Genomic DNA, 25,502 nt, shown 5'->3' on the forward strand with positions numbered 1-25,502 from the left:
GCGCGACCGACCAGTCAGTCGGTCGGCGCGCTTACCACGCCATGCGCCATTGACCTGAAGATTGGGCAGGGGTGTCGGGTAACAGCGTGTCGCCGGGCGGTGTCGTGGCGTCGGAGAAGTCGGAGAGTATCTCGTCGCGCAGTCGCACGAAGCGCGGATCCGCGCGATCGCGCGGGCGCGGCAATGCCACGTCGACGATGCGGCGAATGCGGCCGGGGCGCGGCGCCATCGTCACGACACGCTCGCCCAGGTAGATCGCCTCGTCGACATCGTGCGTGACGAGGATCATCGTGATGCGTTCGCGTTCCCAGATGCGCAGCAGTTCGTTTTGCAGACGGCTGCGCGTGAGAGCGTCGAGCGCGCCGAAGGGTTCGTCGAGCAGCAGCACGCGCGGACGATTGACGAGTCCGCGCGCGATCGCCACGCGCTGCGCCATGCCGCCCGAGAGCTGATGCGGATACGCCCGCTCGAAGCCCGTCAGGCCCACGAGTGCGATGTGCTCGGCCACCGCTGCGTGCTTTTCGCGTGCGGAAAGCGGGGCGTTGCGCAGTGCCGCCAGGATGTTCTGTTCCGCCGTGAGCCAGGGAAACAGCCGATGATCCTGGAACACGATGCCGCGCTCGAGCGAGGTGTCGCCCACACGTTCGCCGCGCATCATGATGGCGCCGCTATAGCCCGCGTCAAGGCCGGCGATCAGGCGCAGCAGGGTGGATTTTCCGCATCCGCTCGCGCCGAGCACGCTCACGAATTCGCCGGGGCGGACATGCAGCGTCACGTCGTCGAGCACGACGAGCGCGGACTCGCCCGCGCCGTAGCGCTTGCTCACGTGCAGAATGTCGAGTCCAGCGGGTTCAGTGGCGCTCATCGGTTTTTCTCCCATGGTTATTGATTTGCAGTCCGGATCATTGGGCGGTGATGTGCAACCGCGCCAGCACCGTTCGCTCAATTCGCCGCGCGAGCGCGTTGAGCGCCCAGCCGATCGCGCCCACGACAACGATGCCGAACAGCACGAGGTCCATGCGGAACTGCTCGCTGCCGTCGATCAGAAGATTGCCGATGCCGCTGCCCGCAACGAGCAGATACTCCGCGCCGAGGGTGGCCAGCCACGAATAGATGAGCGCGAGATAGAGGCCCGTAAAAATCGAGGGCAACGCGGCCGGCAACAATACGTAGCGCACGAGCTGCAGGCGCGAATAGCGCAACGCCTGCGCGAGTTCGACGTATTGGCGCGGCACGGCGTGAATGCCGTCACACGTATGGGCGGCAACCGGGAGCAGCGCCGCGAGCGAAAGGAAGACCACCTTGGCGGCGTCGCCGAGCCCGAACCATACGGAAATCAGCGGAATCCACGCGAACAGCGAGATCTGTTTGAACGTGTCGAAGCTCGGCCCCACGACGCGTGCGGCGATGCGCGAGAGCCCCAGCGCGCCGCCCAGCAGGAACCCCGCCGTTGCGCCGATGGCAAACCCGCAGGCTTCGCGGGCGAGCGACGCCGAAAGCGCGCGGAACAACGCGCCGCTCCCGATCTGTTCGTGAGCGGTGCGAATCACATCGGCGGGACTCACGAGCAGGCCGCTCTTCACGAGATGCGAGGCGCTCAAGGCCCACCACAGCGCAATGGCGACGAGGGGCAGGGCGGCGCCACGTAGATCGACGCTTCGTCGCGGCCGGGCTGCGGTGGCCGCGTCACAGGCGCAATCGGGACGCGCGGACGCTCGTGCAAACGATATCTTCATGGCGAATTCTCCCTTGTCCTCAATGGCGGCAATCACGCGCCTTCAGCCGCGAAACGCCGAAGGTGTGCCGCGCCGCAAACGCCGCTCCAGCACATCGAGCAGACGATTGATGACGAGGCCGACCGCCCCCACCACGACCACCGACGCCATCACGAGATCGAGCTGAAAGAGCTGGCGGCCATACACGATCAGATAGCCGAGCCCCTCTGACGACGCCACGAGCTCGACCACGACCAGCGCGAGCCACGCCTTCGTGAAGGCCAGGCGCACGCCGGTAGCGAGCGTCGGAACCGCCGCGGGCAGCACGAGCTTCACGATGCGTTGCCAGCGGGTGTAGGCGAACACGCGCGCGACTTCGTCCAGTGCGGCGGGCGTCTGCCGAAAGCCCTGCATGGTGCTGAGCGTGACGGGCACGAGCGCCGCGTGAGCGATGAGCAGATACTTGAGTGGCTCGCCCACGCCGACGAGCAACAGCAGAAACGGCAGCCAGCCGAGCACGGGAATCTGCACGATCGCGTTGAAGCTGGGCAGCACCCACGCTTCGAGCGTGTGGGAGAGCCCGAGCGCGCCGCCGATCAGGAAGCCGAGCGCGGTGCCGCCTGCGAAGCCCAGCAGTACGCGTTGCAGGCTGATCAGCGTATTGCGTGCAAGCTCGCCACTCTGGGCGAGGTCGACGAAGGTTTCATAAACGCGCTGCGGCGCAGGCAGGATTTGCGGCGCGATCCAGCCACGCGCGCATCCGATGCTCCATAGCAGATACAGCATTGCAGGCAGCAGCCAGGGCGCGAGATGCCACGCGCATGCGCGCAGTACGCTGCGCCAGCGCACGTGCGCGCTCGTCGTGTCGATACGCGGTGTTGCTGCACGCGACGTGTCCGAAGCAATCGTGATCGCGGTTTCCGTCATGATGCGGCTCCTCTCGCGCGCTCAGCCAAGCGGCTTGCCGGCGGCGTCGTAACGGGTCCAGTAGTGTTCGAGCTTTTGCGCGCGCAGCGCGTTGTCGAGATAGCGCGGTTCGAACCACGAATCGACGTCCACGGGCTGGCGGATCAGCTTCAGGCGCAGCGCGTCCTGCGCAACGGCTTTGTAGCGCGCCACGATGAACGGATCGATCAACGGCGAATTGCGGTACTTCAACGGCTGCTCGCCGAATTCGGCTTGCCAGGACGAATAGCTCACGCCGCTTTTGGCCCAGAGCTTGAAGAGCGCGTCGCGGTTGGCTTCGTCGGACGACCATTGTGCCGCTTGCACGAAGACATTGACCACGCGCTGCACGATGTCGGGGTGCACTTTCTCGAAGCCGTCGAGCACGAGCAGATGCGCCTGGCGCGTCAATTGCGGGCCATCATGCTGCGATTCGTAGACAATGCGAGCGAGCCCCTGATCGCGCAGCCGGTAGAGGTGATAGTCGTTCACGGAAGCATCGATGCCTTTCGATGCGAGCGCCGCGAGAGAGCTTGCGGTGTCGAGATTGATCACGCGTAGCGCGCGCTCGTCGAGCTGGTTCTCAGCGAGCGCGTTGTCGGCCACGAGTTGCAGATTCGTACCGCGAAAAATGGCGACGCGCCGGTCCTTGAGGTCCTTGATCGATTTGATGTCCGAATCGGCGGGCACACCCACCTTCACGCCGGAACGCACGCCCGACTCCAGCAGGATGCGAGTCTTGAGACCGTTGGCGCGCGCGAGCACCGAGGGCAGATCGCCTTGATACGCGAAGTCGAGTGCATTGTCGGCAATGGCTTCGTTCACTGCCGGGCCCGCGCCCTTGAAGAAGAGCCATTCGACCTTGATGCCGTCGGCGGCGAACTCCTTTTCGAGCAACTGCTGGCCGCGCACCGTGGCGGCGGTCGAACCGCCGAACGTGGGCGGGTCGCCCGCGCCCTGCTGCGCGACGCCGATGCGGATCACGGCAGGCTTCTCGGCCGCGGCATGCAGTGAGATGAACGAAAGCGCTGCATAAATCAGAAACCGGGGCAGATACTGCAGAACGCGATGTGAACGCATGGGCAGGTCGGATTTGAGTGACGAAACGGGGTGCGCGGACTGGCGAGCTTGCTTCGCTGTCGTTGCCGTTGGGTCATTCTTTTCCGGGTATGCCGATCAGGACAACCAATGATTCGAGATTTGCATTTCTCGACAAAGGCGCTGCGTTCTATGGGGAAAGCGAATGGCAGGGCGGCTTCATGATAGTGGAGCGCGGCCCGTGCCGAAGGAAGAAATCGTGCTATCGATGTGAGCAGAAGCGCAAAGCCGCACCGCGCGCCGGGCGCGGTGCGCTGTGCGCGAAAACGCGCCTTATTGCGTTTCCACCGCGTGGCGCGGGGCAGCGGCACGCCGTGACGGCATGAAGTACCACACCGCGCAGAGCACTTGCATCCCGACGAGGACAGCCCACACGGTCTGATGCGCGACCGCCGGGTAGTGGCCGTCGAGTGCCGGCCAGTGCGCGAGCGCGGCGCCGATCGCGATCTGCAGAAGGAAGATGCCGATGAAGATGACGAGCGTGAAGGTGGTGTTCACACGGCCGATCAAGCGCGGCGGGAAATATTCGGCGAGCACGGCATAAGTCAGGATGCCGGTGCCGCCGAACGCGCCGTAAGCCGCCCAAAGCAGGGACGCGGGAAGCGGCACGCGCGCCGCGAGCAAGGCTTGCACGAGCACGAAAACGAGCATCGTGACGCCGGAAAAGAGCTGGACGCTCACGCCGCGCCGCTCGAAGCTGCGTGCGAGCGCGCCAAAGCCGATGTTGCCGACGATGAATGCGCCGCCCAGCACGGAAACGAGCGAGGCCGCGCGCGCACCGACATCGGCGGTGCCGGCCGGCACGACGTCGCGCAGAAACGCGCCGACCCACAACGACTGCATGGCGTAGAACACGGCCTGGGTGAGGCCCGAGAACGTCGCGGTCTTCCAGAATGCATGGCTGCACAGGATGTGCGCGGTGCCCTTGAACTGCTCGAGCACGCTCGCCTGGTGGTGGGTGTCGCGCGTGCGCGGCCCGCCAGTCCAGATGATGGCGGCCACGAGCACCGTGAGCGCCGCGAGCCCGAGGCTCACCGCGCGCCAGGGCGCGATCGAGAGCAGCCACGAGAGCGGGGCGCCCACGGCCACGCCGCCCAGGCCGCCCACGGCCATCACGAGGCCGTTCACGAGCGTGAGCTGCGCGACGGGAAAGTGCTGCGCCGTCGCCTTGAACGCGCCGCCCAGGCAGACCGATACGCCCACGCCGATCAGCAGCCGGCCCGCCATCATCGCGGCCATGTTGTGCGAGACGCCGAAGATCAACGCACCCGCCGCCGCCACGAGCATGACGCACGCGGTGACGCGGCGCGGGCCGTAATGGTCGAGCAGCACGCCGCCAGGAATCTGCGCGCCCGCGAAGCCGAGGAAATAAAGGCTCGTGAGCGTGCCGAGATCGGTTGCCGTGAAGCCCATTTCACGCGAGAGAAACGGTGCGAAGCCGAGATTGACGCCGCGAAACAGGTACGAAATGAAGTAGCCGAGCGCGAATACGGCGAAGACGCGCAGTCTGAGTGAGGTCATGTTGGGGGGCGAAAGCGGATTGAATGCCTGGCTGTCGATTATTGGCGATTGCCCTGTGTGAGGCCAGCGAGAGATTTCAGACGGCATTGTGAGTAAAATTTGACGTCATGGCCCGACCTCTCCCTCCTTTGCAGGCGCTGCGCGCCCTTGAAGCCGCTGCGCGGCGGCGCAGTTTCAGCCGTGCCGCGGAAGAATTACATTTGACGCACAGCGCCGTGAGCCATCACCTGCGCGCGCTCGAAACGGAACTGGGCGTCGAGCTGTTCCGCCGCGCGGGCAGCCGCATGATCCCCACGGCGGCGGGCGCACAGCTGGCCGAGCGCGTGCGCCGCAGTCTCGACGACCTGCGCGACGCGCTCGACGCCACGCGCCCCGGCGTGAGCGGCGTCACGCGGCTGGAACTGAGCGTGATGTCCGATTTCGCTTCTGTCTGGCTGATTCCGCGCCTGGGCGACTTCTACGACCGCCATCCCATGGTCGACCTCTCGCTGCGCATGCACGCCGACGTGACGCCGCCCGATCCCTATCCCTTCGACATCGGCATTTGGCATCGGCGCGTCGACGAGCCCGGCTTCCAGATCCGCAAGCTGCTGGACGACCAGGTCGTTGCGGTGTGCAGTCCGGCCTTGCTCGCACGCCATCCCGACTTTCGCATGGAAGATCTCGCGAGCATGCCGCTCCTGCGTTTTTCGCGCCGCTCGTGGCGCGACTTCTTCGAAGCCGCGGGCGTGGCCGGCGACGAACCGGAGCGCGGACCGGTGTTCGACGACGCGGGCCTGCTGCTGCAGGCAACGGTGGCTGGGCAAGGGGTGGCTACGGCCCGCCTGCAGCTCGCGCGCGGATTCATCGAACGCGGCGAGCTGGTGCAGTTGGGGCAGGTCCGCATTCCCGCTTCGCTCGACTATTACTTCACGTGGCGCGAAGGGCATCCGCGCGAGGCGGCGATCCAGCAGTTCTATCGATGGATAAAGGCGCAATTGGCCAATTGATGCCGGCCTCCCGTATTGCGCAATGGGTATTCGGGTTAACCGCCGACCGTATTGTCAACGCTGCTTGCGTGATGCGCGTTGCTGTTTGAATAAAGCGGCTCAATCCCGATCTGGATTACGTGATTAGTCATTGTATTCATATCGCATGCACCAGAGCGGATCATGGCTGAAAGCATGGCACCGGACGTTTATGAACGGCAGTGAAACGCCGGTGAATGGCCGTAAACGGGCTTGTGAAGCGATTCAATTGCGGTCTTGCGCAATGGCTTCACTATTTGGACAATCAACGGTATTCGTCTGCGGAAAGCGCCAGGAAGTGTGGCGTGGAATCACGGATTGGGCGCGCTTCGTGTCAAGAATGAAATAGTTGCGGTATTGTTACTCCCCATCGCCGCTTGGCGCGTGAATGTTTTGTAGTCAATGGTGTAGTTAACGGCCCATTCCTGGGCCTGCAATAAGACTGACAACAGGAGAAACTGCATGAAGGCTATTCAGATGTTCAAGCTTGCCGCAGCCACGGCACTCGTGGCGGCCTCGTTCCAGGTCTACGCGCAGGACGCTTCGGCCCCGGCGGCCGCAGAAGCCCCTGCCAGCGGTCCGACGGCCGCAGCCCAGCACAACGTCAATCAATCGAAGGCAGCACTGCGTCAGGCACGCGCAGCGAACCGCGCGCTCGGCCGCAAGGTCCGTGCGGCGCTGGCGCGTGAAAAGAACGTGAGCGTCTCCAACATCACCGTGCGTGCGAAAGACGGCGCCGTCACGCTGCAAGGCACCGTGCCCGATGCGTCGCAGATCCAGCGCGCTGGCGATGTCGCCAAGGGCGTCGAAGGCGTGACCTCGGTGCGCAACGCGCTGACCATCCGCCCGGTTGGGACCTGAGCATCGGCTAGCCGGCGCGCGTCCATCGCCCTTCGAGGTGCGGGCGGCGACGCCGGAGCGGGTGTCTTCCTTCCTGAAGGCCGCACATGCAGTCCCGTTCGTGGACTGCATGTGCGGCTTTTTTTATTGCCTGGCGAAACGGTGAAGCGTTATGCCGTCAAGCGCGTTGCGTTCACGGCTCGACGTAATGCATTTCCGGCGATTCGCCCATCAGCAGCGCGCGATTGGCGTCGGCGGCCGCGCGCAGGTAGTCCCAGAGCGACGTGATGCGCCGCAACTTGCGCAGGTCCTCGCGGCTGCACAGCCAGAAGCGCCGCGTCACCATGACTTCGTCGGGCAGGATCGGCACGAGGCGCGGGTCGGGCTCGGCCATGAAGCAAGGCAGGATCGCGAGCGCGCTGCCCTGCAGCGCAGCATGGTATTGCGCGATCACGCTGGTGCTGCACAGGTTCGCGGTCACGTTCGGCGCCGTGCGTTCGAGGTAGAGCAGCTCATGGCTGAACGCCAGATCGGCGACATAGCTGATGAAGGCGTGATTGCGCAAGTCGGCGGGCGTGCGTATGCGCGCGTGGCGCTCGAGATAGGCCGGCGTGCCGTACAGGCGCAAGCGGTAGTCGCATAGCTTCGTGTAGACGTACTGTCCGCGCTCGGGGCGCTCCAGCATGATCGCGAGGTCGGCCTCGCGCTTCGAAAGGCTCACGAAATGCGGCACCGGCAAGAGGTCGATCGACATGTCGGGATGCTGGCCCGTGAAGCGCGCCAACTGCGGGGCAAGAAAGAAGCAGCCGAAACCCTCCGTCGAACCCACGCGCACATGGCCGGAGAGCGACTGCGCGCCGATCGCGAACTGCTCGCTGGCCGATTGAACCGTGGTTTCCACGGCGTCCGCGTAGGCCAGCAGGCGCTGGCCTTCGGCCGTCAGCACGAAGCCGCCCGAGCGCGATTTGTCGAACAGGACGGTGCCTAGCGCCGCCTCCAGCTCGCGCACCCGGCGCGCAACCGTGGTGTGGTCGACGCCCAGGCGTTTCGCGGCGCCGCTCGCACGCTGCGTGCGAGCGACTTCCAGGAAGTAGCGCAGATCGTCCCAGTTCAGTGTCTCCATGCTACTCGTTGTGTTTTTTTGCATATCGGATGGGCTTTTTCATCTCTATGCCGTGGATATTCGAATAACTATACTCGTTGAAGAACGCGACTGAAACAGCCACGGTCGCAACACAACAAGGATGGAGACAGACGATGCAAATGCAGTCGCTCCCGGCGCGGGCGCCGCAGGCATGCACGCCGGCGCGCCCGTGCTCAGCAGGACTCTCCTTTACCGCGCCCAGCTCCATTCCCGGCACGCTCGACATGACCGCTCGCATCTGCACAGCGTGCTTGCGCGCGTGCTGCGATTGAAGATTTCGCTGGTTCCACAGCTTTCGCTATATCCGGCCACGGCCGGCCCGTTCGAATCCATCAGGGAGAGTTCACGATGAACGCAGTGACCCAGGCATCCAACGCGCAAGCTTCGACCGTCAAGCTGCTCATCGACGGCGAGTTCGTCGAATCGAAAACGAAGGAATGGCGCGACATCGTCAATCCGGCCACGCAGGAAGTGCTCGCGCGTGTGCCGTTCGCGACCGTCGAGGAAGTGGACCAGGCCGTGAAGGCCGCGCACGCCGCGTTCGCCACGTGGAAGAACACGCCGCTCGGCGCGCGCCTGCGCATCATGCTCAAACTGCAGGCCTTGATTCGCGAGCATATGCCGCGCATCGCGCAGACGCTCACCGCCGAGCAGGGCAAGACGCTGCCCGACGCCGAGGGCGACATTTTCCGCGGCCTCGAAGTGGTCGAGCACGCCTGCTCGATCGGCACGCTGCAGCAAGGCGGTTTCGCCGAGAACGTGGCGGGCGGCGTGGACACCTATACGCTGCAGCAGCCGCTAGGCGTGTGCGCCGGCATCACGCCGTTCAACTTCCCCGCGATGATTCCGCTGTGGATGTTCCCGATGGCGATCGTTTGCGGCAATACATTCGTGCTCAAGCCTTCGGAGCAGGACCCGCTCTCGACCATGCAGCTCGTCGAACTCGCCATCGAAGCCGGTATTCCCAAGGGCGTGCTCAACGTCGTGCACGGCGGCAAGGAAGTCGTCGATGCCATCTGCACGCACGACCTCGTGAAGGCGATTTCGTTCGTCGGCTCGACGGCCGTGGGCACGCACGTCTATCGTCTGGGCAGCGAGCACGGCAAGCGCGTGCAGTCGATGATGGGCGCGAAGAACCACGCTGTCGTGCTGCCCGATGCGAATCGCGAGCAGGCGCTCAATGCGCTGGTCGGCGCGGCGTTCGGCGCGGCCGGTCAGCGCTGCATGGCGACTTCGGTGGCCGTGTTCGTGGGCGCCGCGCAGCAATGGGTGGACGAGCTGGTGGAAAAGGCGAAGACGCTCAAGGTCAATGCGGGCCATGAGGCGAAGACCGACGTCGGACCAGTCGTTTCGCGCGCCGCGAAGACGCGCATTCTCGGTCTGATCGACTCGGGCGTGAAGCAGGGCGCAACGCTCGCGCTGGATGGCCGCGACGTGAAGGTGGCGGGTTACGAGAACGGCAACTTCGTCGGCCCCACGGTGTTCACGAACGTGAAGACCGACATGGACATCTACACGAAAGAGATCTTCGGGCCGGTGCTCGTGGTGCTCTCGGCGAAGACGCTCGATGAAGCGATCGCCATCGTCAATGCGAATCCGTTCGGCAACGGCGTGGGCCTCTTCACGCAGAGCGGCGCGGCGGCGCGCAAGTTCCAGAGCGAGATCGACATTGGCCAGGTCGGCATCAACATTCCGATTCCGGTGCCGGTGCCTTATTTCAGCTTCACCGGTTCGCGCGGCTCGAAGCTCGGCGACCTGGGCCCGTACGGCAAGCAGGTCGTGCAGTTCTACACGCAGACCAAGACGGTCACCGCGCGCTGGTTCGACGACGCGACCGTGAGCGACGGCGCGAACACGACGATCAGCCTGCGCTGATGCGCTGCCCGGCATCAACATGCAGTACTGAACAATAAGGGGGAAAGGCTCATGAAAATCGGATTTGTCGGGCTGGGCCACATGGGCGCGCCGATGGCGCTCAACCTGCTCAAGGCGGGACATACGGTGACGGTGTTCGACTTGAGCGCGAGCGCGATGCAAACGCTCGCCGAGGCCGGCGCGCAGCGGGCCGCATCGGCGAAGACGGCGGCAAGCGGCGCGGAGTGGGTCATCACGATGCTGCCCGCCGCGGCGCACGTGCGCAGCGTGCTCACGGCGGAAGACGGCGTGCTGGCGGGCATCGCGAAGGGCGTGACGATCATCGATTCGAGCACGATCGATCCTGCGAGCGTCAAGGAGTTCGCGAAGCTGGCCGAGGCGCAGGGGAACGCGTTCGTCGATGCGCCGGTGTCGGGCGGCACGGGCGGCGCGGCGGCGGGCACGCTCACGTTCATGGTGGGCGGCAGCGCCGCGCACTACGAGAGCGTGAAGCCGGTGCTCTCGGGCATGGGCAAGAACATCGTCCATTGCGGCGAGACGGGCACGGGGCAGGTGGCGAAGATCTGCAACAACCTCGTGCTCGGCATCACGATGGCGGGCGTGGCCGAAGCGATGGCGCTGGGCGAGGCGCTCGGCATCGACCCGAACGTGCTGGGCGGCATCATGAACACGTCCACGGGCCGCTGCTGGAGTTCGGATACGTACAACCCGTATCCGGGCGTGATCGAGACGGCGCCTTCTTCGCGCGGCTACACGGGCGGCTTCGGCACCGACCTCATGCTCAAGGACCTGGGTCTCGCCACCGACGCTGCCAAAGGCGTGCACCAGCCCGCGTACATGGGGGCGCTTGCGCAGCAGCTCTATCAGGCCATGAGCAGCCACGGCGACGGCAAGCTCGACTTCTCGGCGATCATCAAGCTGTATCGCGCAGAGAAAGGTTGAGGCGCGTTGGTTCGAGTCGCGAAAGGCGCGCTGCGAAGCGCGCTTTTTTTTCGACCGGACTTTTTAGGCCTTGATACGCGCCTCGATGCGCGCGAAGAGCCGCTTGAACCAGACGCCGAGCAGCGCATTCGACGGCGCGAGCGCGGTGGAGCAGGCAAGAATGCGATAGACATCGTTGCGCGTGACCTTCGAGGTCTTCGCGGGATCGAGCCAGTCGTCGTTGTCGACGAGGCGTTCGAGCGTTTCGAGGCCGATGAGAATGGGCCACAGGCAGGCGAGGCGCAGACGGACCGAAAGGCGCGGCAGCGCGAACGTATAGTCGATGGCCGCGCGGAAATGATCGAGCGCGATGCGCACGAGTTCGAGCATGATCGGCCGTGCGCGCGCCGAGGCGCCTGGCTGCAGCAGGTCCTGCGCGCTGAGCCCCGCCTGGGCCAGCATCGAAGCGGGCAGATAGCAGCGGCCGATGCGCAGATCCTTGCCGCAGTCCCGCAGCACGTTCACCATCTGCAAGGCCTTGCCGAAGCGGATGCCGCGCGTGTACATGGTTTGTTCCAGCGAGGGCGCGAGCGTGCCTGGCAGGTGCATGTAGGTCATCTTCGTCCAGAACTCGCCTACGCAGCCCGCCACGAGATACGTGTAGCGGTCGAGTTCGTCCCACGTGTTGAGCGCGGCCACCTGGCCCGAGCGCTCGTCGGGGAACGTGCGTAGATCGAATTCCATGCCTTCGGTGAGCGTCGTGACGATCTCGCGCACGGCCTGGCGGTCGGCATCGTCGAGTTGCGCGAGCACGTCGAGCGCGCCGCCCAGCGATTCGAGCAGCAGCTTCTCGTCCGATTGCGTTTGCTGGCCCGCAACCTCGCCTGCGAGATCGGCGAGCAGGGTGTCATGGTTCGTCGCGCCGTTCACGCGCTCGCGCAGCGCGAGCAGCAGGGCGAGCCGCCGCTCGGGCGGGATCAGCGCGGTGTCGGCAATGGTGTCGGCGGCGCGCGCGAGCAGATAGGCTTCGCCCACGGGGTCGCGCATGCCGGCGGGCAGCACGCGCATCGTGAGGTAGAACGAACGGGAAACGCCTTTGAGCAACGGGCCCAACAGGAAGGCCCGGATAGTATTCTGCATGTTGGATAGGGGCAGCGGGGGACGGATCGGACGCAGCCGCATTGTATCGTGGACGAAGGAGACGAGGCCCGTTGAGACCCGAACGCGCGTTTTACGACCTCCAGGTGCGCTTCGCGCGCACGGCGGCGCGCCTCGCGGACATCCCGCTCGCGGCGGCGTTGCTCGACTGTACGAATCTATATGTGCGCTTCGGCGCGGGGCGGACCTTCGATCGCACGCACCCGCACTGGGCCGCCTATGTCGATGGTCTCGATGAGCACGCAAGCGTTGCAGAGCAGTGCGAGTGGACGTGGCGTTACTTGCAGTGCTGCCCAACGCATCAGTCGGCGCCTGAGGTCACCGTCACGGTCGGCTGCTTCTCTTACGCGCAGGAACCGCATGGCGGGGTGCGTTTACATTTCAATGCCCAAACCGACAACAACGGCATGTCGCCGCTCGATGCCGGGCAACTTGCCGCGCGGCAAGGCGAGTTGCGGAGCTTGATCGATCAATTGTGCGGGCAACTGCGCGAAAGCGGTCGTGCGTCGAGCAACGTGCTCGTCCACGGCACTTCCTGGCTCTACAACGTGCCCGCTTACCGGCGCATCTTTCCCGCAGCCTATATTGCGAGCGCGCAGCCCGTCGCCCGCCTGCGTGCGCTTTCGCTTTGGGGCCAATTTCTCGACCGTCACGGCTGCGTGCGCGACGACGCAGCCGCGCTGCTGCTTGCGCGCATCGAACGCGCGAGTGCCTTCGCCGATCTTTTGTCTTGCTTTCCCTTACAGGCGCTCGCGGTGCAGGCGAGCGTCGCGGTGTTTGCCGATAGAAAGCGAACGTAACCGCTACGGTTACCAAAAATTTATCCCGATGGCGGTGACAGTGTGCAGGCGAGAGGAGATTGAAAGCCGCTGCATGCACACACGGTATTGGCGTGACGCAGAAATCGGTGCGTGCGAAACGACTGAACTCAGTCACGGCGCAATATTGATGAAAGTAATCCCTGTAATGCAGGGGTAACGCCCACACCGCGCCCAGCGCACTAGACTCCGCCGATGCTTTTGTAACGGAGCGCCACACATGCCCTCGTCCCCGGCTCTTGCCATTCATTCCCTGCGCGATTTCGAGCTGACTGCGGACGGCCAGTACCTGATGGTGAACGGCAATCAGCCGGATAGCGTCGCGCTGCATTGCTCGGTGATGCATGAACTGCTCGCCGCACTTTCCAACGCGATTGGCCGCTCCGAGCGCATTCGCCACAAGACCGCTAGCGTGAAATTCACCATGCCTTGTGAGGCCTGGGAGGTTGGCCGCGAGTCGGGCGACGTGCAGCATCTCGTGGTGAGTTTTCGTCTGCCCGGCGGCGCCGAACTGTCGTTCCGTCTGCAGCCCGCGCAGGCCGTGCACATGACCGAGGTGCTCTCGCTCGCAACAGGGCTCGCGAAGATGCGCCTGCCTGGCCGCGCGAGCATGCAATAGGCGTGGCGCGCCGGCCTCGCCTGGCGCACCCGTTGTACACCCCGCATCCGTGGATGCCGGCCGCGCGCGTCTCGCGCCGGTCATGGCGCATTCGGCACTCTCACGGCTCCTTCGTTGGCTTCACATTCGACCTCCCGCATGACGGCATCAACTACCACGGCGCGCTATGCACGCGCACTGACTCTCGCCGGCTTCGGCATCGGCGTGACCGCTGCGGCGCACGCCACCGAGCCCTTCGTGGTCCAGGACATCCGCATCGACGGGCTGACGCGCATCGAGCCGGGCACCGTGTTCGCCTATCTGCCGATCAAGCAGGGCGAGACCTTTACCGACGACAAGGCCTCCGACGCCATTCGCACGCTGTACGCGACGAGCCTCTTCAGCGACGTGCGCATTTCCACGCAGGGCGGCACCGTGATCGTGCAGGTTCAGGAGCGGGCCGCCATCGGCACGATCGATTTCGCGGGCATCAAGGAATTCGATAAGGATAACTTGACGAAGGCGCTCAAGTCGGTCGGGCTCTCGCCGGGACAGAGCTACGACAAGGCGCTCGTCGACAAGGCGGAGCAGGAACTCAAGCGCCAGTACCTCACGCGCGGCTACTATGCGGCCGAAGTCACGACGACGGTCACGCCGATCGACCGCAATCGCGTCGGGCTGCTGTTCTCCGTGGTCGAGGGGCCGAGCGCGAAGATCCGCCAGATCAATTTCATCGGCAACAACACGTTCAGCGGCGGCACGCTGCTCGATGAAATGCAGCTTTCCACGCCGAACTGGTTCTCGTGGTACACCAAGAACGACCTGTACTCGAAGGAAAAGCTCACGGGTGACCTCGATAACGTGCGCTCGTACTATCTCGACCGCGGCTATCTCGAGTTCAATATCGATTCGACGCAGGTTTCGCTGTCGCCCGACAGGAAGGACATGTATCTGACGATCGGGATTCACGAGGGCGAGCCCTATACGATCTCGAGCGTGAAGATGGCCGGCAATCTGCTCGACCGCGAGGCGGAGTTGAAGAAGCTCGTGGGCGTCAAGCCGGGGCAGCGTTTTTCGGCGCAAAAGCTCAAGGACACGACCAAGGCGATCGTCGACAAGCTCGGCGAATACGGCTACGCGTTCGCGACCGTGAACGCGCTGCCGGAGATCGACCAGAAGGACCACACGGTTGCGCTCACGCTGCAGGTGGACCCGAGCCGCCGCGTGTACGTGCGGCGCGTGAACGTCACCGGCAATACTCGCACACGCGACGAAGTCGTGCGCCGCGAAATGCGCCAGCTCGAAAGCTCGTGGTTCGATTCGAACCGTCTCGCGCTTTCGAAAGACCGTATCAACCGCCTTGGCTACTTCACCGACGTGGACGTGACCACGGTGCCGGTGGAAGGCACGCCGGACGAGGTGGACGTGAACGTGAAGGTGACCGAGAAGCCCACCGGCACGCTTTCGCTAGGCCTCGGCTATGGATCGGGCGAAGGGCCGATCATCTCGGCGGGCATTTCGCAGGACAACGTATTTGGCTCCGGCAACAGCCTCTCGCTGAACGTAAATACGGCCACGACGTACCGCACGCTTTCGGTCACGCAGGTCGATCCGTATTTCACGGTGGACGGCATCAAGCGCATTACCGACGTCTATTACCGCACGACCGAGCCGCTTTACTACTCGAGCACGAACGACACGAGCTTTCGGATCATTTCGTACGGCGCGGATATGAAGTTCGGCATTCCGTTCTCCGAGACCGACATGGTGTATTTCGGCCTCGGCGTCGAGCAGGACCGCCTTGATGTCGACGCCAACACGCCACAGACCTATAAGGACTACGTGAACGATTTCGGCCGCGTCTCGAACACGGTGCCGCTCACCGTGGGCTGGTCGCGCGACAACCGCGACAGCGCGCTGGTGCCGAGCCGCGGCTACTACGCGCAGGCCAATGCCGAATACGGCACGCCGGCGGGCACGCAGTACTACAAGGGCGATGCGCAAATGCAGTATTACTACTCGTTCGCGCGCGGCTTCGTGCTGGGGCTGAACTTCCAGGGCGGCTACGGCAACGGACTGGGCGGCAAGCCATATCCGATCTTCAAGAACTACTATGCGGGCGGGATCGGGTCGGTGCGCGGCTATGAGTCGGGCTCGCTCGGGCCGCGCGATACGACGACGAACGATCCTATCGGCGGATCGAAGATGGTGGTGGGCAATATCGAGCTGACGTTTCCGCTGCCTGGCACGGGTTATGACCGCACGCTGCGTGTATTCACTTTCGTGGATGGCGGTAATGTGTGGGGCACGGAGGGCAGCAGCACCGGGGCGAATGGCTTGCGTTACAGCTATGGCGCGGGGCTTGAATGGATCTCGCCGATTGGACCGCTCAAGCTTGATCTGGGGTTCCCGATCGTCAGGCACGCCGGTGATCAGTATCAGAAGTTTCAGTTTCAGATTGGGACTTCGTTCTGAGTTTTTTTGCTGTGTTTTTTGCGGCCCAAACAGCCAAAACAAAAACAAATCAAATCAGCAACTCGAGCGAGTGATAAAGCCGCCTGCGCTCAGGATTAGCAGAAGCCTCGCCGGCATGAATCGCCTCCTTGAGGCACTCCAGAAAGCACTCAGCCGCGGCAGAAAGCGGCACGCCACGCCGTGCGACCACGCTCACCACCGTCCGATCCACCTCCTCCTGAAGCGCGAGCGCACGCAAGTTATCACGCGCAAAGCGTGTCTCCACCAGCGGCCACGGAAAGATACTCACCATATCCGTGTTCATGATGAGCCCCATCGCCACCACGAACGAATGCGCCAGGTGCACGTTGTCCGGCATCGGCAACCCGTGACGCAGGAAGACGTCGTCGGCGATCATCTCCTTGCTGGCCGGGTCCCAGTTGAGCAACCATTCGCAATCCTGAAGTTCTTTCAGCGATTGTGCCTGCGAGAGCGGATGGTCCTTGCGTACCACCACGGCCGACTCTGTGGCGAAGATCGGCGTCTGCGTGAATTCTGCGTGCAGCGAAGCAGGCCCGGGCTTGCCTAGCGAAAAGTCGAGCGAGCCGTCGCGCAGGCGTGGCATCACGATATTGAGCAGGCCTTCGTAGAACTCCAGCTGCATGCCGGGCATGCGCTCGCGAAACAGCGTGACGGCGTCGGGCAGAAAGGAGAGGGCGAGCCACGGCGTCACGCCGATCGCGAGCTTGCCGCCGCCGCGCCCGCGCCGCGCATCGAGTTCGTCCTGGGCGCGCGACATCTGGTGCACGACCAGCCGCGCATGGACGAGCAGCGCCTGGCCCGCTTCCGTGAAGGCGATGCCGTTCGCATTGCGCGTGACGAGCGCGATTTGCTGCTCGGCTTCGAGCTCGCGCACCGCTTTCGTCGCCGCCGCCGGCGAGATGCCGAGCGCACGCGCGGCCGCGCGAATACTGCCGGTATCGGCCATGGCGACGAGCGCGCGGAACTGGTGGAACTTCATAAGGGATAACCCGAGTGCGCACTTCTGGTTGGCGGGCCAACTATTTTAGGGCTGTCGGCGCCAAACAGACGTCATTATTCTCGAGCGAATTCGTCGTCCCCTCTGGAGAGAATTCGTATGAACACGATGGCTATCCCGGCCGCAATCGCCGCGATCGAAGAAGAGATGATCGCGCTGCGCCACGAGATCCACGCGCATCCCGAACTGGGCTTCGAAGAATTCGTCACGAGCGGCCTCGTCGCGCAGCGCCTCACCGAGTGGGGCTACGAGGTGCACCGCGGGCTCGGCGGCACGGGTGTCGTGGGCACGCTCAAGGTGGGCGACGGCAAGCAGCGCCTCGGCCTGCGCGCCGACATGGACGCGCTCCCCATCCACGAAAACACCGGCCTCGATTACGCGAGCCGCATTCCGGGCAAGATGCACGCGTGCGGCCACGACGGCCACACCGCCATGCTGCTCGCGGCGGCGAAGCATCTCGCGCAGTCGCGCAACTTCAGCGGCACGCTGCACCTCATTTTCCAGCCCGCCGAAGAAGGCCTGGGCGGCGCGAAGCGCATGCTCGACGAAGGCCTTTTCGAGCGCTTTCCCTGCGACGCCGTGTTCGCCATGCACAACATGCCGGGCTTCCCCACGGGCAAGCTCGGTTTTCGCGCGGGCCCGTTCATGGCTTCGTCGGACACGGTGATCATCGACATCGACGGGCGCGGCGGTCATGGCGCGGTGCCGCATAAGGCGATCGACCCGGTGGTGGTGTGCGCCAACGTCGTGCTCGCGCTGCAGACCATCGTGTCGCGCAACGTGCCGCCGCTCGACATGGCGATCGTCACTGTGGGCGCGATCCATTCGGGCGACGCCCCCAACGTGATTCCGCAAACCGCGCAGATGCGCCTCTCGGTGCGCGCGCTGCGCCCCGAAGTGCGCGACCTGCTGCAGGAGCGCATCACCGCGCTCGTGCACGCGCAGGCAAGCGCCTACGGTGCGACGGCGCGCATCGACTACCAGCGCCGCTACCCGGTGCTCGTGAACGACGCGGCGATGACGGCGTTCGCGCAGGATGTGGCGCGCGACTGGCTCGGCGAAGACGGCCTCATTCACGACATGGCGCCGCTCACCGGCAGCGAGGACTTCTCGTTCCTGCTCGAGCGCTGCGCGGGCAGCTATCTCATCATCGGCAACGGCGACGGGGAGGGCGGCTGCATGGTGCACAACCCCGGCTACGACTTCAACGACGACTGCCTCGCCACCGGCGCGGCATACTGGGTGCAGCTCGCCGAACGCTTCCTGCTCGGCTGAAGCCCGCAGCCAGCGGGCGCACGCACCACGATACGAGACACGAGACACACGAGGAGACACCCGATGAACGCCACGTCGATTCAGGCGCCGACCGCTGCCGCCCCGGCTTCCACGCGCCGCTCGCGCGCGAAGGCCATCTTCGCGATCACGCTCGGCAACGGGCTCGAGTTCTTCGACTTCACGGTCTACAGCTTCTTTGCCTCGATCATCGGCTCGCTGTACTTCCCGGTGCATGGCTCGCTGAACCAGTTGATGCTCGCCGTCGGCAGCTTCGGCGTGGGTTTCGTCGTGCGTCCGGTCGGCGGCATCGTGATCGGTGCGTTTGCGGACCGCGTGGGCCGCAAGGCCGCCATGACGCTCACGCTCTGGCTCATGGCGCTAGGCTCGGCGCTCATCGCGTTCGCGCCCACCTATGCGCAGATCGGGCTCGCGGCGCCCGCGCTGATCCTGCTCGCGCGTCTCGTGCAGGGCTTCGCGGTGGGCGGCGAAGTGGGCGCCTCGACATCGCTCCTGCTCGAATACGCCGACGACCGTTCGCGGGGCTTCTACGGCAGCTGGCAGTTTGTGAGCCAGGGCCTGAACACGGTGTGCGGCGCGCTCATCGGCGTGGCGCTGTCCACCATGCTCTCGCAGGCCGCGCTCGAAAGCTGGGGCTGGCGCGTGCCGTTCGTGATCGGCATGCTGGTCGTGCCGGTGGGCGTGTATATCCGCCGCCATCTCGACGAAACGCTCGCGAACCCCGTCGAAGTCGAAGACGCCGAACCCGTGGCCGACATGGCGCGGCCGCTGCGCGAGATTTTCGGGCGTCATCGCACGGCGCTCGTAGCCGGCGTCGTCACGACCATCGGCGGCACTGCAGCGAACTATATTGTGCTGTTCTACATGTCGACCTATGCGATCAAGATTCTAGGCCTGCCGATGTCGGTCGGCATGAGCGCGGCCCTCGTCGCCGCGCTCGTCACGGCGATCTGCTCGCCGTTCGCCGGCTCGCTTTCCGACCGCCTGGGCCGCAAGTGGGTGATGGGTGTCTCGCGCGTGCTGCTGATCGCCGTGATCTATCCGGCCTTCATGATCATCCACGCCATGCCGAGCGTCGCCACCGTGCTCGCGGTCGTGGCCGTGCTGGGCGCGATCGTCGCGTTCACGGCGGTCCCCAATATCGTGATGCTGCCCGAACTCTTTCCTCAGTCGATTCGCGTGACGGGCATGTCGGTGGTGTATTGCGTGGGCGTGTCGATCTTCGGCGGCTTCGCGCAGTTCTTCGCGACCTGGCTCATCAAGCTGCTCGACAATCCGCTCGCGCCCGCCTGGTATCTGATCGGCTGCGGCGCGGTCTCATTGCTCGCATTGCCGCTCATTCGCGAGCCGGCGGGCCGTCCGCTCGATTGAGACCTCTCTTCGGCCGCTACGCACTTTTAGCGGCCGTGTCCTGTTTATTTACCAGACGTTTACGCGGCGCTGCCTAGAATCGGTTCGTGTTCAACTCAAGCGCGCCGCCCCGAACGGCGGCGTGCGCACAACACGTATGCCGTCTATCGTCTCGCAGGGCCCGATTTCCCGAGGTGCCCGCTCCGCCGCCGCGCCGCGGCCCGTCATCTCGCTGCGCAATGCGCGCAAGCCGCTTCACCCGGCAACTCATCGCGCAACGGTGCAACTGGTCGTGCGCGTGCCCACGAGTGAAGCGCAACTCGCTCGCTGCACGTTGCATGGTCTGGTTGGCAGCGCGCTCGGCGTGCATACAATCGATATCGATCGCCGCAGCGATCTCGCTTGCCTGCACGTCGAACTCGATCGCCGCCGCGTGGCCGAGGCCATGGCGCTGCTCATGCGCACGCTTTCGTGTGCGGAATTCGGCACGGTGCGCCGGCTCGATCGCGCCGCCTGATTCGCAACGCGTGTTGCAGCCGCCGCTGCGACGGCTGCGACACGCCTCTAAGTTCTCCCGTCGGCAGTTCACGCGACGCATTTTCCGTGCGTCCGCAATCTCCGCTTCACGCGCTCTCCCTTTGTCCCTACGCAAGCGTGGCGCATATTCATGCGCACGTTAACGAACCATTAGCGCACCTTCGTTTCGGATTTCGAAACGATTTCGGTCACTATTGCTCCACGAGTGCCGTCTCGTCATCGCGTGCGACTTTTTGGCCGTCCTGATTCAGCGTTCTCCCGAAAAACAGTAGTATCTGTTCGAGCACCAAAGTCAGTTTGGCGATTTGATCCGACTCGATCGCCCGCGCGCGCCTGATTTGGGGTTCGTCGGTCCAGCGCAGATCGTCGATAACAACGGAGAACAGCATGACTCACGGATTTCGGGTGGCCAGCTTGTGTCTGTCGCTTGGATTGCTGGTTAGCGTCGTTGCATGTCATGACAACAAACCTGCTGCTGAAACACGACCTGCCGCAAACGTCGACGTGATCAATGTGGCGCTGCGCGACGTGCCGGTGGTCTTTGAATACGTAGGGCAGACAGAAAGCTCGCAGCAGGTCGAAATTCGCGCGCGCGTGAACGGCTTCCTCGAAAAGCGCGTGTATACAGAAGGCTCGCTGGTCCATGCGGGCGACGTGATGTTCGTCATGGACCGCAAGCCCTTCGAGGCCGCGCTCGACGCCGCGCAGGCCGAGCTTGCGCAGCAGAAGGCGCGGCTCGTCACCGCGCAGGCCAACCTCAATCGCGTGCGTCCGCTCGCCGCGAAGAACGCGTTGAGCCAGAAGGATCTCGACGACTCGGTCGGCCAGGAGCAGGCGGCCGCCGCCGCGGTCGAAGGCGCGCGGGCGAATGTCATCAGCGCGACGCTCAATCTCGGCTATACGAAGATCGTTGCGCCCGTCACCGGTCTTTCGAGCTTTGCGAAGAAGCAGGACGGTTCGTATATCGATGCGACCAATAGCCTGCTCACCTATGTGGCGAAGCTCGATCCCATGTGGATCAACTTCTCGCTCTCCGAGAACGAGATGCTCGATCTGCGCACGCAAACGCAGAACGGCACGCTCAAGCTGCCGCCCGTCGGTAAGCTCGAAGCGGTGATCGTGCTCGCCGACGGCAGCATCTATCCCGAACGCGGTCACATCGCGTTTACCGATGCCTCGCTCAGTTCGGAAACCGGCACCTACCTGATTCGCGCCGCCATGCCTAACCCCACGGGGTCGCTGCGGCCCGGTCAGTTCGTGCGTATCAAGCTGCTGGGCGCGCTGCGGACTTCCGCGGTGGCCGTGCCGCAGTCGGCGGTGCAGCAGGGGCCGCGCGGCGCGTATGTGTGGACCGTCGACAAGGACGGCAAGGCGCAGCAGCGTGTGGTGGAAACGGGTGAATGGAATGGCAACGACTGGGTGATCAAGTCGGGTTTGCATCCGGGCGATCATGTCGTCATCGACAATACGCTGCGGCTCATGCCCGGTGCGCCGGTCAAGGCGAACCTCGTGGCCACGCCGCCCGCAACTGTCAATATCGGCGGGCCCGGCGCCGGCGCAGGCGGCGGGGCGCAAGCGGGCGCGGCCGGGGCTTCCGGCCCGGCGGCTGCGAATGCCAGCGCCAACGCGCAGGCCGGCGCGGGCACGATCGCCGCGCAACCGCGCGCGGCATCCGGCGCTGCCGACGTGATGGGCGAACGCACCGCGCTTTACTTCGCGTCGGGCAGTTCGAGCCTCGACGCCCAGTCGGCCGACGCGCTTGCGGCCGTGGCGCGCCGTCTCGTCGCCGAGCCGGGCATGCGCGTGGTGATTTCGGGCTACACCGATTCGAGCGGCTCGCAAGCCGCGAACCAGCGTCTCGCGGCCGCCCGCGCAGGCACGGTGCGCGCCGCGCTGGTCGTGGCCGGCGTGAAAACCGAGCGCATCGAAATGCGCAAGCCGGCGCAGATCGTCGCCAACGATCCGCCCGACAAATCCCGCCGCGTGGACGTCACGTTCTCGCCCGCCGCGGGAGGCTGAACGATGAAGTTCTCCCACTTCTTTATTGACCGGCCAATTTTCGCGTCGGTCCTCTCGATCGTGCTCGTCGTCGCCGGTCTGGTGTCGATGTTCAACCTGCCGATCGCGCAGTTTCCGGACATCGCGCCGCCCACCATCACGGTGAGCGCGACGTATCCGGGCGCGAGCGCCGATATCGTCGCGCAGAACGTGGCCGCGCCGATCGAACAGCAGGTGAACGGCGCGGACAACATGATGTACATGAACTCGTCGAGTTCCTCGACGGGCAACATGACGCTCACGGTTTACTTCAATATCGGCACCGATCCGTCGCTCGCCCAGGTGGACGTGCAGAACCGCGTGAACCTCGCGCTGCCTTTCCTGCCCGACTCGGTGACGGCCCAGGGCGTGTCGGTGCAGAAGCGCTCGTCGGCGTTCATGATGGTGATCGCGATCTATTCGCCCGATAACGCCTACGATGCGTCCTATGTGGCGAACTTCGCGAACGTCTACGTGCTCGACGCGCTCAAGCGCATTCCGGGCGCGAACCAGGCGTCGATCTTCGGTTCTGCCGACTATGCGATGCGCGTGTGGCTCAAGCCCGACCGCATGGCGAAGCTCGGCATTACCGTGGCCGACGTGCAGAACGCGATTGCGCAGCAGAACCAGCAGTTCTCCGCGGGCCGGCTCGGCCAGGCGCCGACCGACAAGCCCGTGAACCAGACCTTCCCGGTGACGACGAAGGGCCGTCTCACCGAGCCCGCCGATTTCGACAACATCATCCTGCGCGCGGCGTCGGGCGATGCGGCGATCGTGCGCCTCAAGGACATCGGCCACGCGGATCTGGGCGCCAAGGACTATTCGCTGCGCGGCCGCTACAACGGCAAGACGGCCACGCTGCTCGCCGTGTATCAGCAGCCGGGCGCGAATGCGCTGCAAGTGGCCAAGCAGGTGCGCCAGACGCTCGAGCAGTTGAACAAGAACTTTCCGCCCGGTCTCAAGTATGAAGTCGCGCTCGATACGACCGAGTTCGTGCACGAGTCGATCAACGAGGTGGTCCATACGCTGCGCGATGCGGTGATTCTCGTGATCATCGTGGTGTACATCTTCCTGCAAAGCTTCCGGGCGACGCTCGTGCCGCTGCTCGCGGTGCCCGTGTCGATCATCGGCGCGTTCATCGGCATGGAGGCGTTCGGCTTCTCGATCAACATGCTCACGTTGTTCGGCATGGTGCTGGCCATCGGTATCGTGGTGGACGACGCGATCGTGGTGATCGAAAACGTCGAGCGCAACATGAGCGAGTTCAAGCTGCCACCCAAGGAAGCGGCCAAGCGCGCGATGGACGAAGTGAGCGGACCGGTGGTGGCGATCGTGCTGGTGCTGCTCGCGGTGTTCATCCCGGTGGCGTTTCTCTCGGGCATCACGGGGCAGCTCTACAAGCAGTTCGCGGTGACGATCGCGGTCTCGGTGGTGCTTTCGGGTATCGTCGCGCTCACGCTTTCGCCCGCGCTCGCGGCCATCCTGCTCAAGCCGGGCGAGCACAAGAAGAACCACTTTTTCCGCTGGTTCAACGAGAAGTTCGATAACCTGACCAACGGCTATGGCAGCTGGGTGCAGACGGCGATACGCCGCGTGATCCTCTCCATCGGGCTGATCGTCGTGATGCTGATCGCAACCGTCGGCCTGTTCAAACATATTCCATCGTCGTTCCTGCCCGTGGAGGATCAGGGCTATCTGTTCGGCGCGGTCGTGATGCCCGACGCGGCGAGTCTGGACCGCACCGGCGACCTTTCGAAGAAAGCGGAAGACTGGTTCGCGAAACAGCCTGCCGTGAGTTCGGTGGCGGCGCCGATCGGCTACAGCCTGATCGACTCGCAGTACAAGTCGAACGCGGGCACGCTGTTCGTGACGCTCAAGGGCTTCAAGGATCGCGGCGAGAACGGCACCGCGCAGGACTTGATCCGCGACGCCACCAAGGCGTTCTCCACGTTCAAGGACGGCGTGGTCGTGCCGCTCAATCCACCGTCGATTCCGGGCCTCGGCACAACGGGCGGCTTCGAGTTCTGGCTGCAGAGCACCGGCGACGGCAGCTATCAGCAGCTCGAAGACAAGGTGCGCCAGGTGATTGCGAAGGCGCGCCAGAACCCGGCGCTGCGCGGCGTGAATTCGACCATCAACACGAATTCTCGCCAGTTGCTCGTGGAAGTGGACCGCGAGCGGGCGGAGACGCTCGGCGTTCCGGTTCAGGACATCTATTCTGCACTCCAGACGATGTTCGGTTCCTTGTACGTGAGCCAGTTCCCGAAGGGCAGCCGTCTGTTCCAGGTGATCATCCAGGCCGAACCGCAATACCGCTTGAGCCCGGACGATATCCAGCAGCTCTATGTGCGCAACCGCAACAACGACATGGTGCCGATCAAGGCCGTGACGACTTCGCGTTTCGTGCCTGGACCTGACATCGTCAACCGCTTCAACAACTTCCCGGCGGCGAAGATCACCGGCGACGCGGCGCCGGGCCGCAGCTCGGGCGAGGCGATCGCGGCGATGGAGCAGATCGCCAACGAAGTGCTGGGCGACGGCTACAGCTACGAATGGAGCGGCCAGGCGTACGAAGAGAAGAAGGCCGGGTCGACGGCGGCGCTCGTGTTCGGCTTCGCACTGCTGATGGTGTTCCTCATTCTCGCGGCGCAGTACGAGAAGTGGTCGCTGCCGGTTGGCGTGCTGCTGGCCGTGCCATTCGCGATTTTCGGGGCGCTGGTGGGCATCCTGTTGCGCGGCATGGAAAACGACGTCTACTTCCAGATCGGCTTGACCGTGCTGATCGCGCTCGCGGCGAAGAACGCCATTCTGATCTTCGAGTTCGCCGTCGAAATGCGCGAGAAGGAGAACATGTCGCCGTACGAGGCGGCGCTGCATGCCGCCAAGCTGCGTCTGCGGCCGATCATCATGACCTCGCTCGCGTTCATCCTGGGCTGCGTGCCGCTCGCCATCGCCAGCGGCGCATCGGCCGCGAGCCGGCGCTCGCTCGGCACCGGCGTGATCGCGGGTATGCTCGGCGCCACGGTGATCGCGCTGTTCTTCATTCCGATGTTCTTCTGGGGACTGGAAACGCTCTCGTCGCGCAAGAAAACGGACGCCACGCCGCATCCCGGCACGCCCCCCGTGGCGCCGCCTTCGCAGGAGGGCTGAGC

At 64.5% G+C, this 25,502-nt stretch carries 21 protein-coding genes; 12 read left to right on the forward strand and 9 right to left on the reverse strand.

The window, feature by feature from the left end:
* Positions 1–31: 31 nt before the first annotated feature.
* The 5 genes from AB4Y40_RS31855 to AB4Y40_RS31875 all read right to left on the reverse strand — a co-directional run bounded on the left by AB4Y40_RS31855 (position 32) and on the right by AB4Y40_RS31875 (position 5,279).
* Positions 32–865, reverse strand: coding sequence for an ABC transporter ATP-binding protein (locus AB4Y40_RS31855; RefSeq protein WP_368691255.1), 834 nt, complete (start codon positions 863–865; stop codon positions 32–34).
* Positions 866–902: 37 nt separating this feature from the next.
* Entirely contained in the window at positions 903–1,736 is an 834-nt protein-coding gene (locus AB4Y40_RS31860) for an ABC transporter permease (protein WP_368691256.1), read from the reverse strand.
* A gap of 42 nt (positions 1,737–1,778) precedes the next feature.
* The gene (locus tag AB4Y40_RS31865; protein ID WP_368691257.1) at positions 1,779–2,642 is read right to left on the reverse strand and encodes an ABC transporter permease; all 864 of its coding nucleotides are present in this window, start codon (positions 2,640–2,642) and stop codon (positions 1,779–1,781) included.
* 21 nt (positions 2,643–2,663) lie between these two features.
* The gene (locus AB4Y40_RS31870) at positions 2,664–3,740 is read right to left on the reverse strand and encodes an ABC transporter substrate-binding protein (protein ID WP_368691258.1); all 1,077 of its coding nucleotides are present in this window, start codon (positions 3,738–3,740) and stop codon (positions 2,664–2,666) included.
* 291 nt (positions 3,741–4,031) lie between these two features.
* Positions 4,032–5,279 carry an MFS transporter gene (locus AB4Y40_RS31875; protein WP_368691259.1) on the reverse strand — a complete coding sequence of 416 codons (1,248 nt, stop codon included), beginning with the start codon at positions 5,277–5,279 and terminating at the stop codon, positions 4,032–4,034.
* Between the two features lie 107 nt (positions 5,280–5,386).
* On the opposite strand from AB4Y40_RS31875, the gene AB4Y40_RS31880 reads away from it, so the two are divergent.
* Both AB4Y40_RS31880 and AB4Y40_RS31885 read left to right on the forward strand, forming a co-directional pair.
* Entirely contained in the window at positions 5,387–6,268 is an 882-nt protein-coding gene (locus AB4Y40_RS31880; RefSeq protein ID WP_368691260.1) for a LysR substrate-binding domain-containing protein, read from the forward strand.
* A gap of 480 nt (positions 6,269–6,748) precedes the next feature.
* Positions 6,749–7,147: a BON domain-containing protein gene (locus AB4Y40_RS31885; RefSeq protein ID WP_368691261.1), complete on the forward strand. Its 399-nt coding sequence runs from the start codon at positions 6,749–6,751 to the stop codon at positions 7,145–7,147.
* 172 nt (positions 7,148–7,319) lie between these two features.
* Here AB4Y40_RS31885 and AB4Y40_RS31890 read toward each other — a convergent pair whose 3' ends face one another.
* Positions 7,320–8,273: a LysR family transcriptional regulator gene (locus tag AB4Y40_RS31890; RefSeq protein WP_368691262.1), complete on the reverse strand. Its 954-nt coding sequence runs from the start codon at positions 8,271–8,273 to the stop codon at positions 7,320–7,322.
* A gap of 345 nt (positions 8,274–8,618) precedes the next feature.
* Here AB4Y40_RS31890 and AB4Y40_RS31895 point away from each other — a divergent pair, with 345 nt between their 5' ends.
* Entirely contained in the window at positions 8,619–10,145 is a 1,527-nt protein-coding gene (locus tag AB4Y40_RS31895; RefSeq protein ID WP_368691263.1) for a CoA-acylating methylmalonate-semialdehyde dehydrogenase, read from the forward strand.
* A gap of 51 nt (positions 10,146–10,196) precedes the next feature.
* Positions 10,197–11,087, forward strand: a complete 891-nt coding sequence (gene mmsB / locus AB4Y40_RS31900) for a 3-hydroxyisobutyrate dehydrogenase (RefSeq protein ID WP_368691264.1) — start codon at positions 10,197–10,199, stop codon at positions 11,085–11,087.
* Between the two features lie 63 nt (positions 11,088–11,150).
* Here the strand turns inward: mmsB and AB4Y40_RS31905 are convergent, their stop codons facing one another.
* A complete protein-coding gene (locus AB4Y40_RS31905) occupies positions 11,151–12,206 on the reverse strand; it encodes a phytoene/squalene synthase family protein (protein ID WP_368691265.1) in 1,056 nt (351 codons plus the stop codon).
* A 71-nt stretch (positions 12,207–12,277) separates the two neighbouring features.
* Here AB4Y40_RS31905 and AB4Y40_RS31910 point away from each other — a divergent pair, with 71 nt between their 5' ends.
* The 3 genes from AB4Y40_RS31910 (at position 12,278) to bamA (ending at position 16,115) form a co-directional block, all read left to right on the forward strand.
* Positions 12,278–13,024 carry a hypothetical protein gene (locus AB4Y40_RS31910; RefSeq protein ID WP_368691266.1) on the forward strand — a complete coding sequence of 249 codons (747 nt, stop codon included), beginning with the start codon at positions 12,278–12,280 and terminating at the stop codon, positions 13,022–13,024.
* 238 nt (positions 13,025–13,262) lie between these two features.
* Positions 13,263–13,661 (forward strand): hypothetical protein, encoded by a 399-nt coding sequence (locus AB4Y40_RS31915; RefSeq protein WP_028205068.1) that lies wholly within the window; start codon positions 13,263–13,265, stop codon positions 13,659–13,661.
* A gap of 138 nt (positions 13,662–13,799) precedes the next feature.
* Positions 13,800–16,115: an outer membrane protein assembly factor BamA gene (gene bamA / locus AB4Y40_RS31920; RefSeq protein ID WP_368691267.1), complete on the forward strand. Its 2,316-nt coding sequence runs from the start codon at positions 13,800–13,802 to the stop codon at positions 16,113–16,115.
* A gap of 49 nt (positions 16,116–16,164) precedes the next feature.
* On the opposite strand, the gene AB4Y40_RS31925 is transcribed toward bamA, so the two are convergent.
* A complete protein-coding gene (locus tag AB4Y40_RS31925; protein WP_368691268.1) occupies positions 16,165–17,115 on the reverse strand; it encodes a LysR substrate-binding domain-containing protein in 951 nt (316 codons plus the stop codon).
* 117 nt (positions 17,116–17,232) lie between these two features.
* Here AB4Y40_RS31925 and AB4Y40_RS31930 point away from each other — a divergent pair, with 117 nt between their 5' ends.
* The 3 genes from AB4Y40_RS31930 (at position 17,233) to AB4Y40_RS31940 (ending at position 20,293) form a co-directional block, all read left to right on the forward strand.
* Complete coding sequence (locus tag AB4Y40_RS31930) at positions 17,233–18,408, forward strand: M20 aminoacylase family protein (protein WP_368691269.1); 1,176 nt, start codon at positions 17,233–17,235, stop codon at positions 18,406–18,408.
* Between the two features lie 63 nt (positions 18,409–18,471).
* Positions 18,472–19,797, forward strand: a complete 1,326-nt coding sequence (locus tag AB4Y40_RS31935; RefSeq protein ID WP_368691270.1) for an MFS transporter — start codon at positions 18,472–18,474, stop codon at positions 19,795–19,797.
* A gap of 121 nt (positions 19,798–19,918) precedes the next feature.
* Entirely contained in the window at positions 19,919–20,293 is a 375-nt protein-coding gene (locus AB4Y40_RS31940) for a hypothetical protein (protein ID WP_368691271.1), read from the forward strand.
* A 211-nt stretch (positions 20,294–20,504) separates the two neighbouring features.
* Here AB4Y40_RS31940 and AB4Y40_RS31945 read toward each other — a convergent pair whose 3' ends face one another.
* Complete coding sequence (locus AB4Y40_RS31945) at positions 20,505–20,702, reverse strand: hypothetical protein (protein ID WP_368691272.1); 198 nt, start codon at positions 20,700–20,702, stop codon at positions 20,505–20,507.
* Between AB4Y40_RS31945 and AB4Y40_RS31950 the strand changes: the two genes are divergently transcribed.
* On the forward strand, positions 20,701–22,332 hold the full coding sequence (locus tag AB4Y40_RS31950; protein ID WP_368691273.1) for an efflux RND transporter periplasmic adaptor subunit: 1,632 nt from the start codon (positions 20,701–20,703) through the stop codon (positions 22,330–22,332). The genes AB4Y40_RS31945 and AB4Y40_RS31950 overlap by 2 nt on opposite strands.
* 3 nt (positions 22,333–22,335) lie before the next feature.
* Complete coding sequence (locus AB4Y40_RS31955) at positions 22,336–25,500, forward strand: efflux RND transporter permease subunit (RefSeq protein ID WP_368691274.1); 3,165 nt, start codon at positions 22,336–22,338, stop codon at positions 25,498–25,500.
* Positions 25,501–25,502 lie beyond the last annotated feature (2 nt).

It is taken from the genome of Paraburkholderia sp. EG287B, from assembly GCF_040965595.1.
Taxonomy (GTDB): Bacteria; Pseudomonadota; Gammaproteobacteria; order Burkholderiales; family Burkholderiaceae; genus Paraburkholderia.

What these genes read in the sequence shown, in the direction of transcription:
- AB4Y40_RS31855 (WP_368691255.1), bottom strand. Translation starts at nt 865, where the DNA reads ATGAGCGCCACTGAACCCGCTGGACTCGACATTCTGCACGTGAGCAAG.
- AB4Y40_RS31860 (WP_368691256.1), bottom strand. Translation starts at nt 1,736, where the DNA reads ATGAAGATATCGTTTGCACGAGCGTCCGCGCGTCCCGATTGCGCCTGT.
- AB4Y40_RS31865 (WP_368691257.1), bottom strand. Translation starts at nt 2,642, where the DNA reads ATGACGGAAACCGCGATCACGATTGCTTCGGACACGTCGCGTGCAGCA.
- AB4Y40_RS31870 (WP_368691258.1), bottom strand. Translation starts at nt 3,740, where the DNA reads ATGCGTTCACATCGCGTTCTGCAGTATCTGCCCCGGTTTCTGATTTAT.
- AB4Y40_RS31875 (WP_368691259.1), bottom strand. Translation starts at nt 5,279, where the DNA reads ATGACCTCACTCAGACTGCGCGTCTTCGCCGTATTCGCGCTCGGCTAC.
- AB4Y40_RS31880 (WP_368691260.1), top strand. Translation starts at nt 5,387, where the DNA reads ATGGCCCGACCTCTCCCTCCTTTGCAGGCGCTGCGCGCCCTTGAAGCC.
- AB4Y40_RS31885 (WP_368691261.1), top strand. Translation starts at nt 6,749, where the DNA reads ATGAAGGCTATTCAGATGTTCAAGCTTGCCGCAGCCACGGCACTCGTG.
- AB4Y40_RS31890 (WP_368691262.1), bottom strand. Translation starts at nt 8,273, where the DNA reads ATGCAAAAAAACACAACGAGTAGCATGGAGACACTGAACTGGGACGAT.
- AB4Y40_RS31895 (WP_368691263.1), top strand. Translation starts at nt 8,619, where the DNA reads ATGAACGCAGTGACCCAGGCATCCAACGCGCAAGCTTCGACCGTCAAG.
- mmsB (WP_368691264.1), top strand. Translation starts at nt 10,197, where the DNA reads ATGAAAATCGGATTTGTCGGGCTGGGCCACATGGGCGCGCCGATGGCG.
- AB4Y40_RS31905 (WP_368691265.1), bottom strand. Translation starts at nt 12,206, where the DNA reads ATGCAGAATACTATCCGGGCCTTCCTGTTGGGCCCGTTGCTCAAAGGC.
- AB4Y40_RS31915 (WP_028205068.1), top strand. Translation starts at nt 13,263, where the DNA reads ATGCCCTCGTCCCCGGCTCTTGCCATTCATTCCCTGCGCGATTTCGAG.
- bamA (WP_368691267.1), top strand. Translation starts at nt 13,800, where the DNA reads ATGACGGCATCAACTACCACGGCGCGCTATGCACGCGCACTGACTCTC.
- AB4Y40_RS31925 (WP_368691268.1), bottom strand. Translation starts at nt 17,115, where the DNA reads ATGAAGTTCCACCAGTTCCGCGCGCTCGTCGCCATGGCCGATACCGGC.
- AB4Y40_RS31930 (WP_368691269.1), top strand. Translation starts at nt 17,233, where the DNA reads ATGAACACGATGGCTATCCCGGCCGCAATCGCCGCGATCGAAGAAGAG.
- AB4Y40_RS31935 (WP_368691270.1), top strand. Translation starts at nt 18,472, where the DNA reads ATGAACGCCACGTCGATTCAGGCGCCGACCGCTGCCGCCCCGGCTTCC.
- AB4Y40_RS31950 (WP_368691273.1), top strand. Translation starts at nt 20,701, where the DNA reads ATGACTCACGGATTTCGGGTGGCCAGCTTGTGTCTGTCGCTTGGATTG.
- AB4Y40_RS31945 (WP_368691272.1), bottom strand. Translation starts at nt 20,702, where the DNA reads ATGCTGTTCTCCGTTGTTATCGACGATCTGCGCTGGACCGACGAACCC.
- AB4Y40_RS31955 (WP_368691274.1), top strand. Translation starts at nt 22,336, where the DNA reads ATGAAGTTCTCCCACTTCTTTATTGACCGGCCAATTTTCGCGTCGGTC.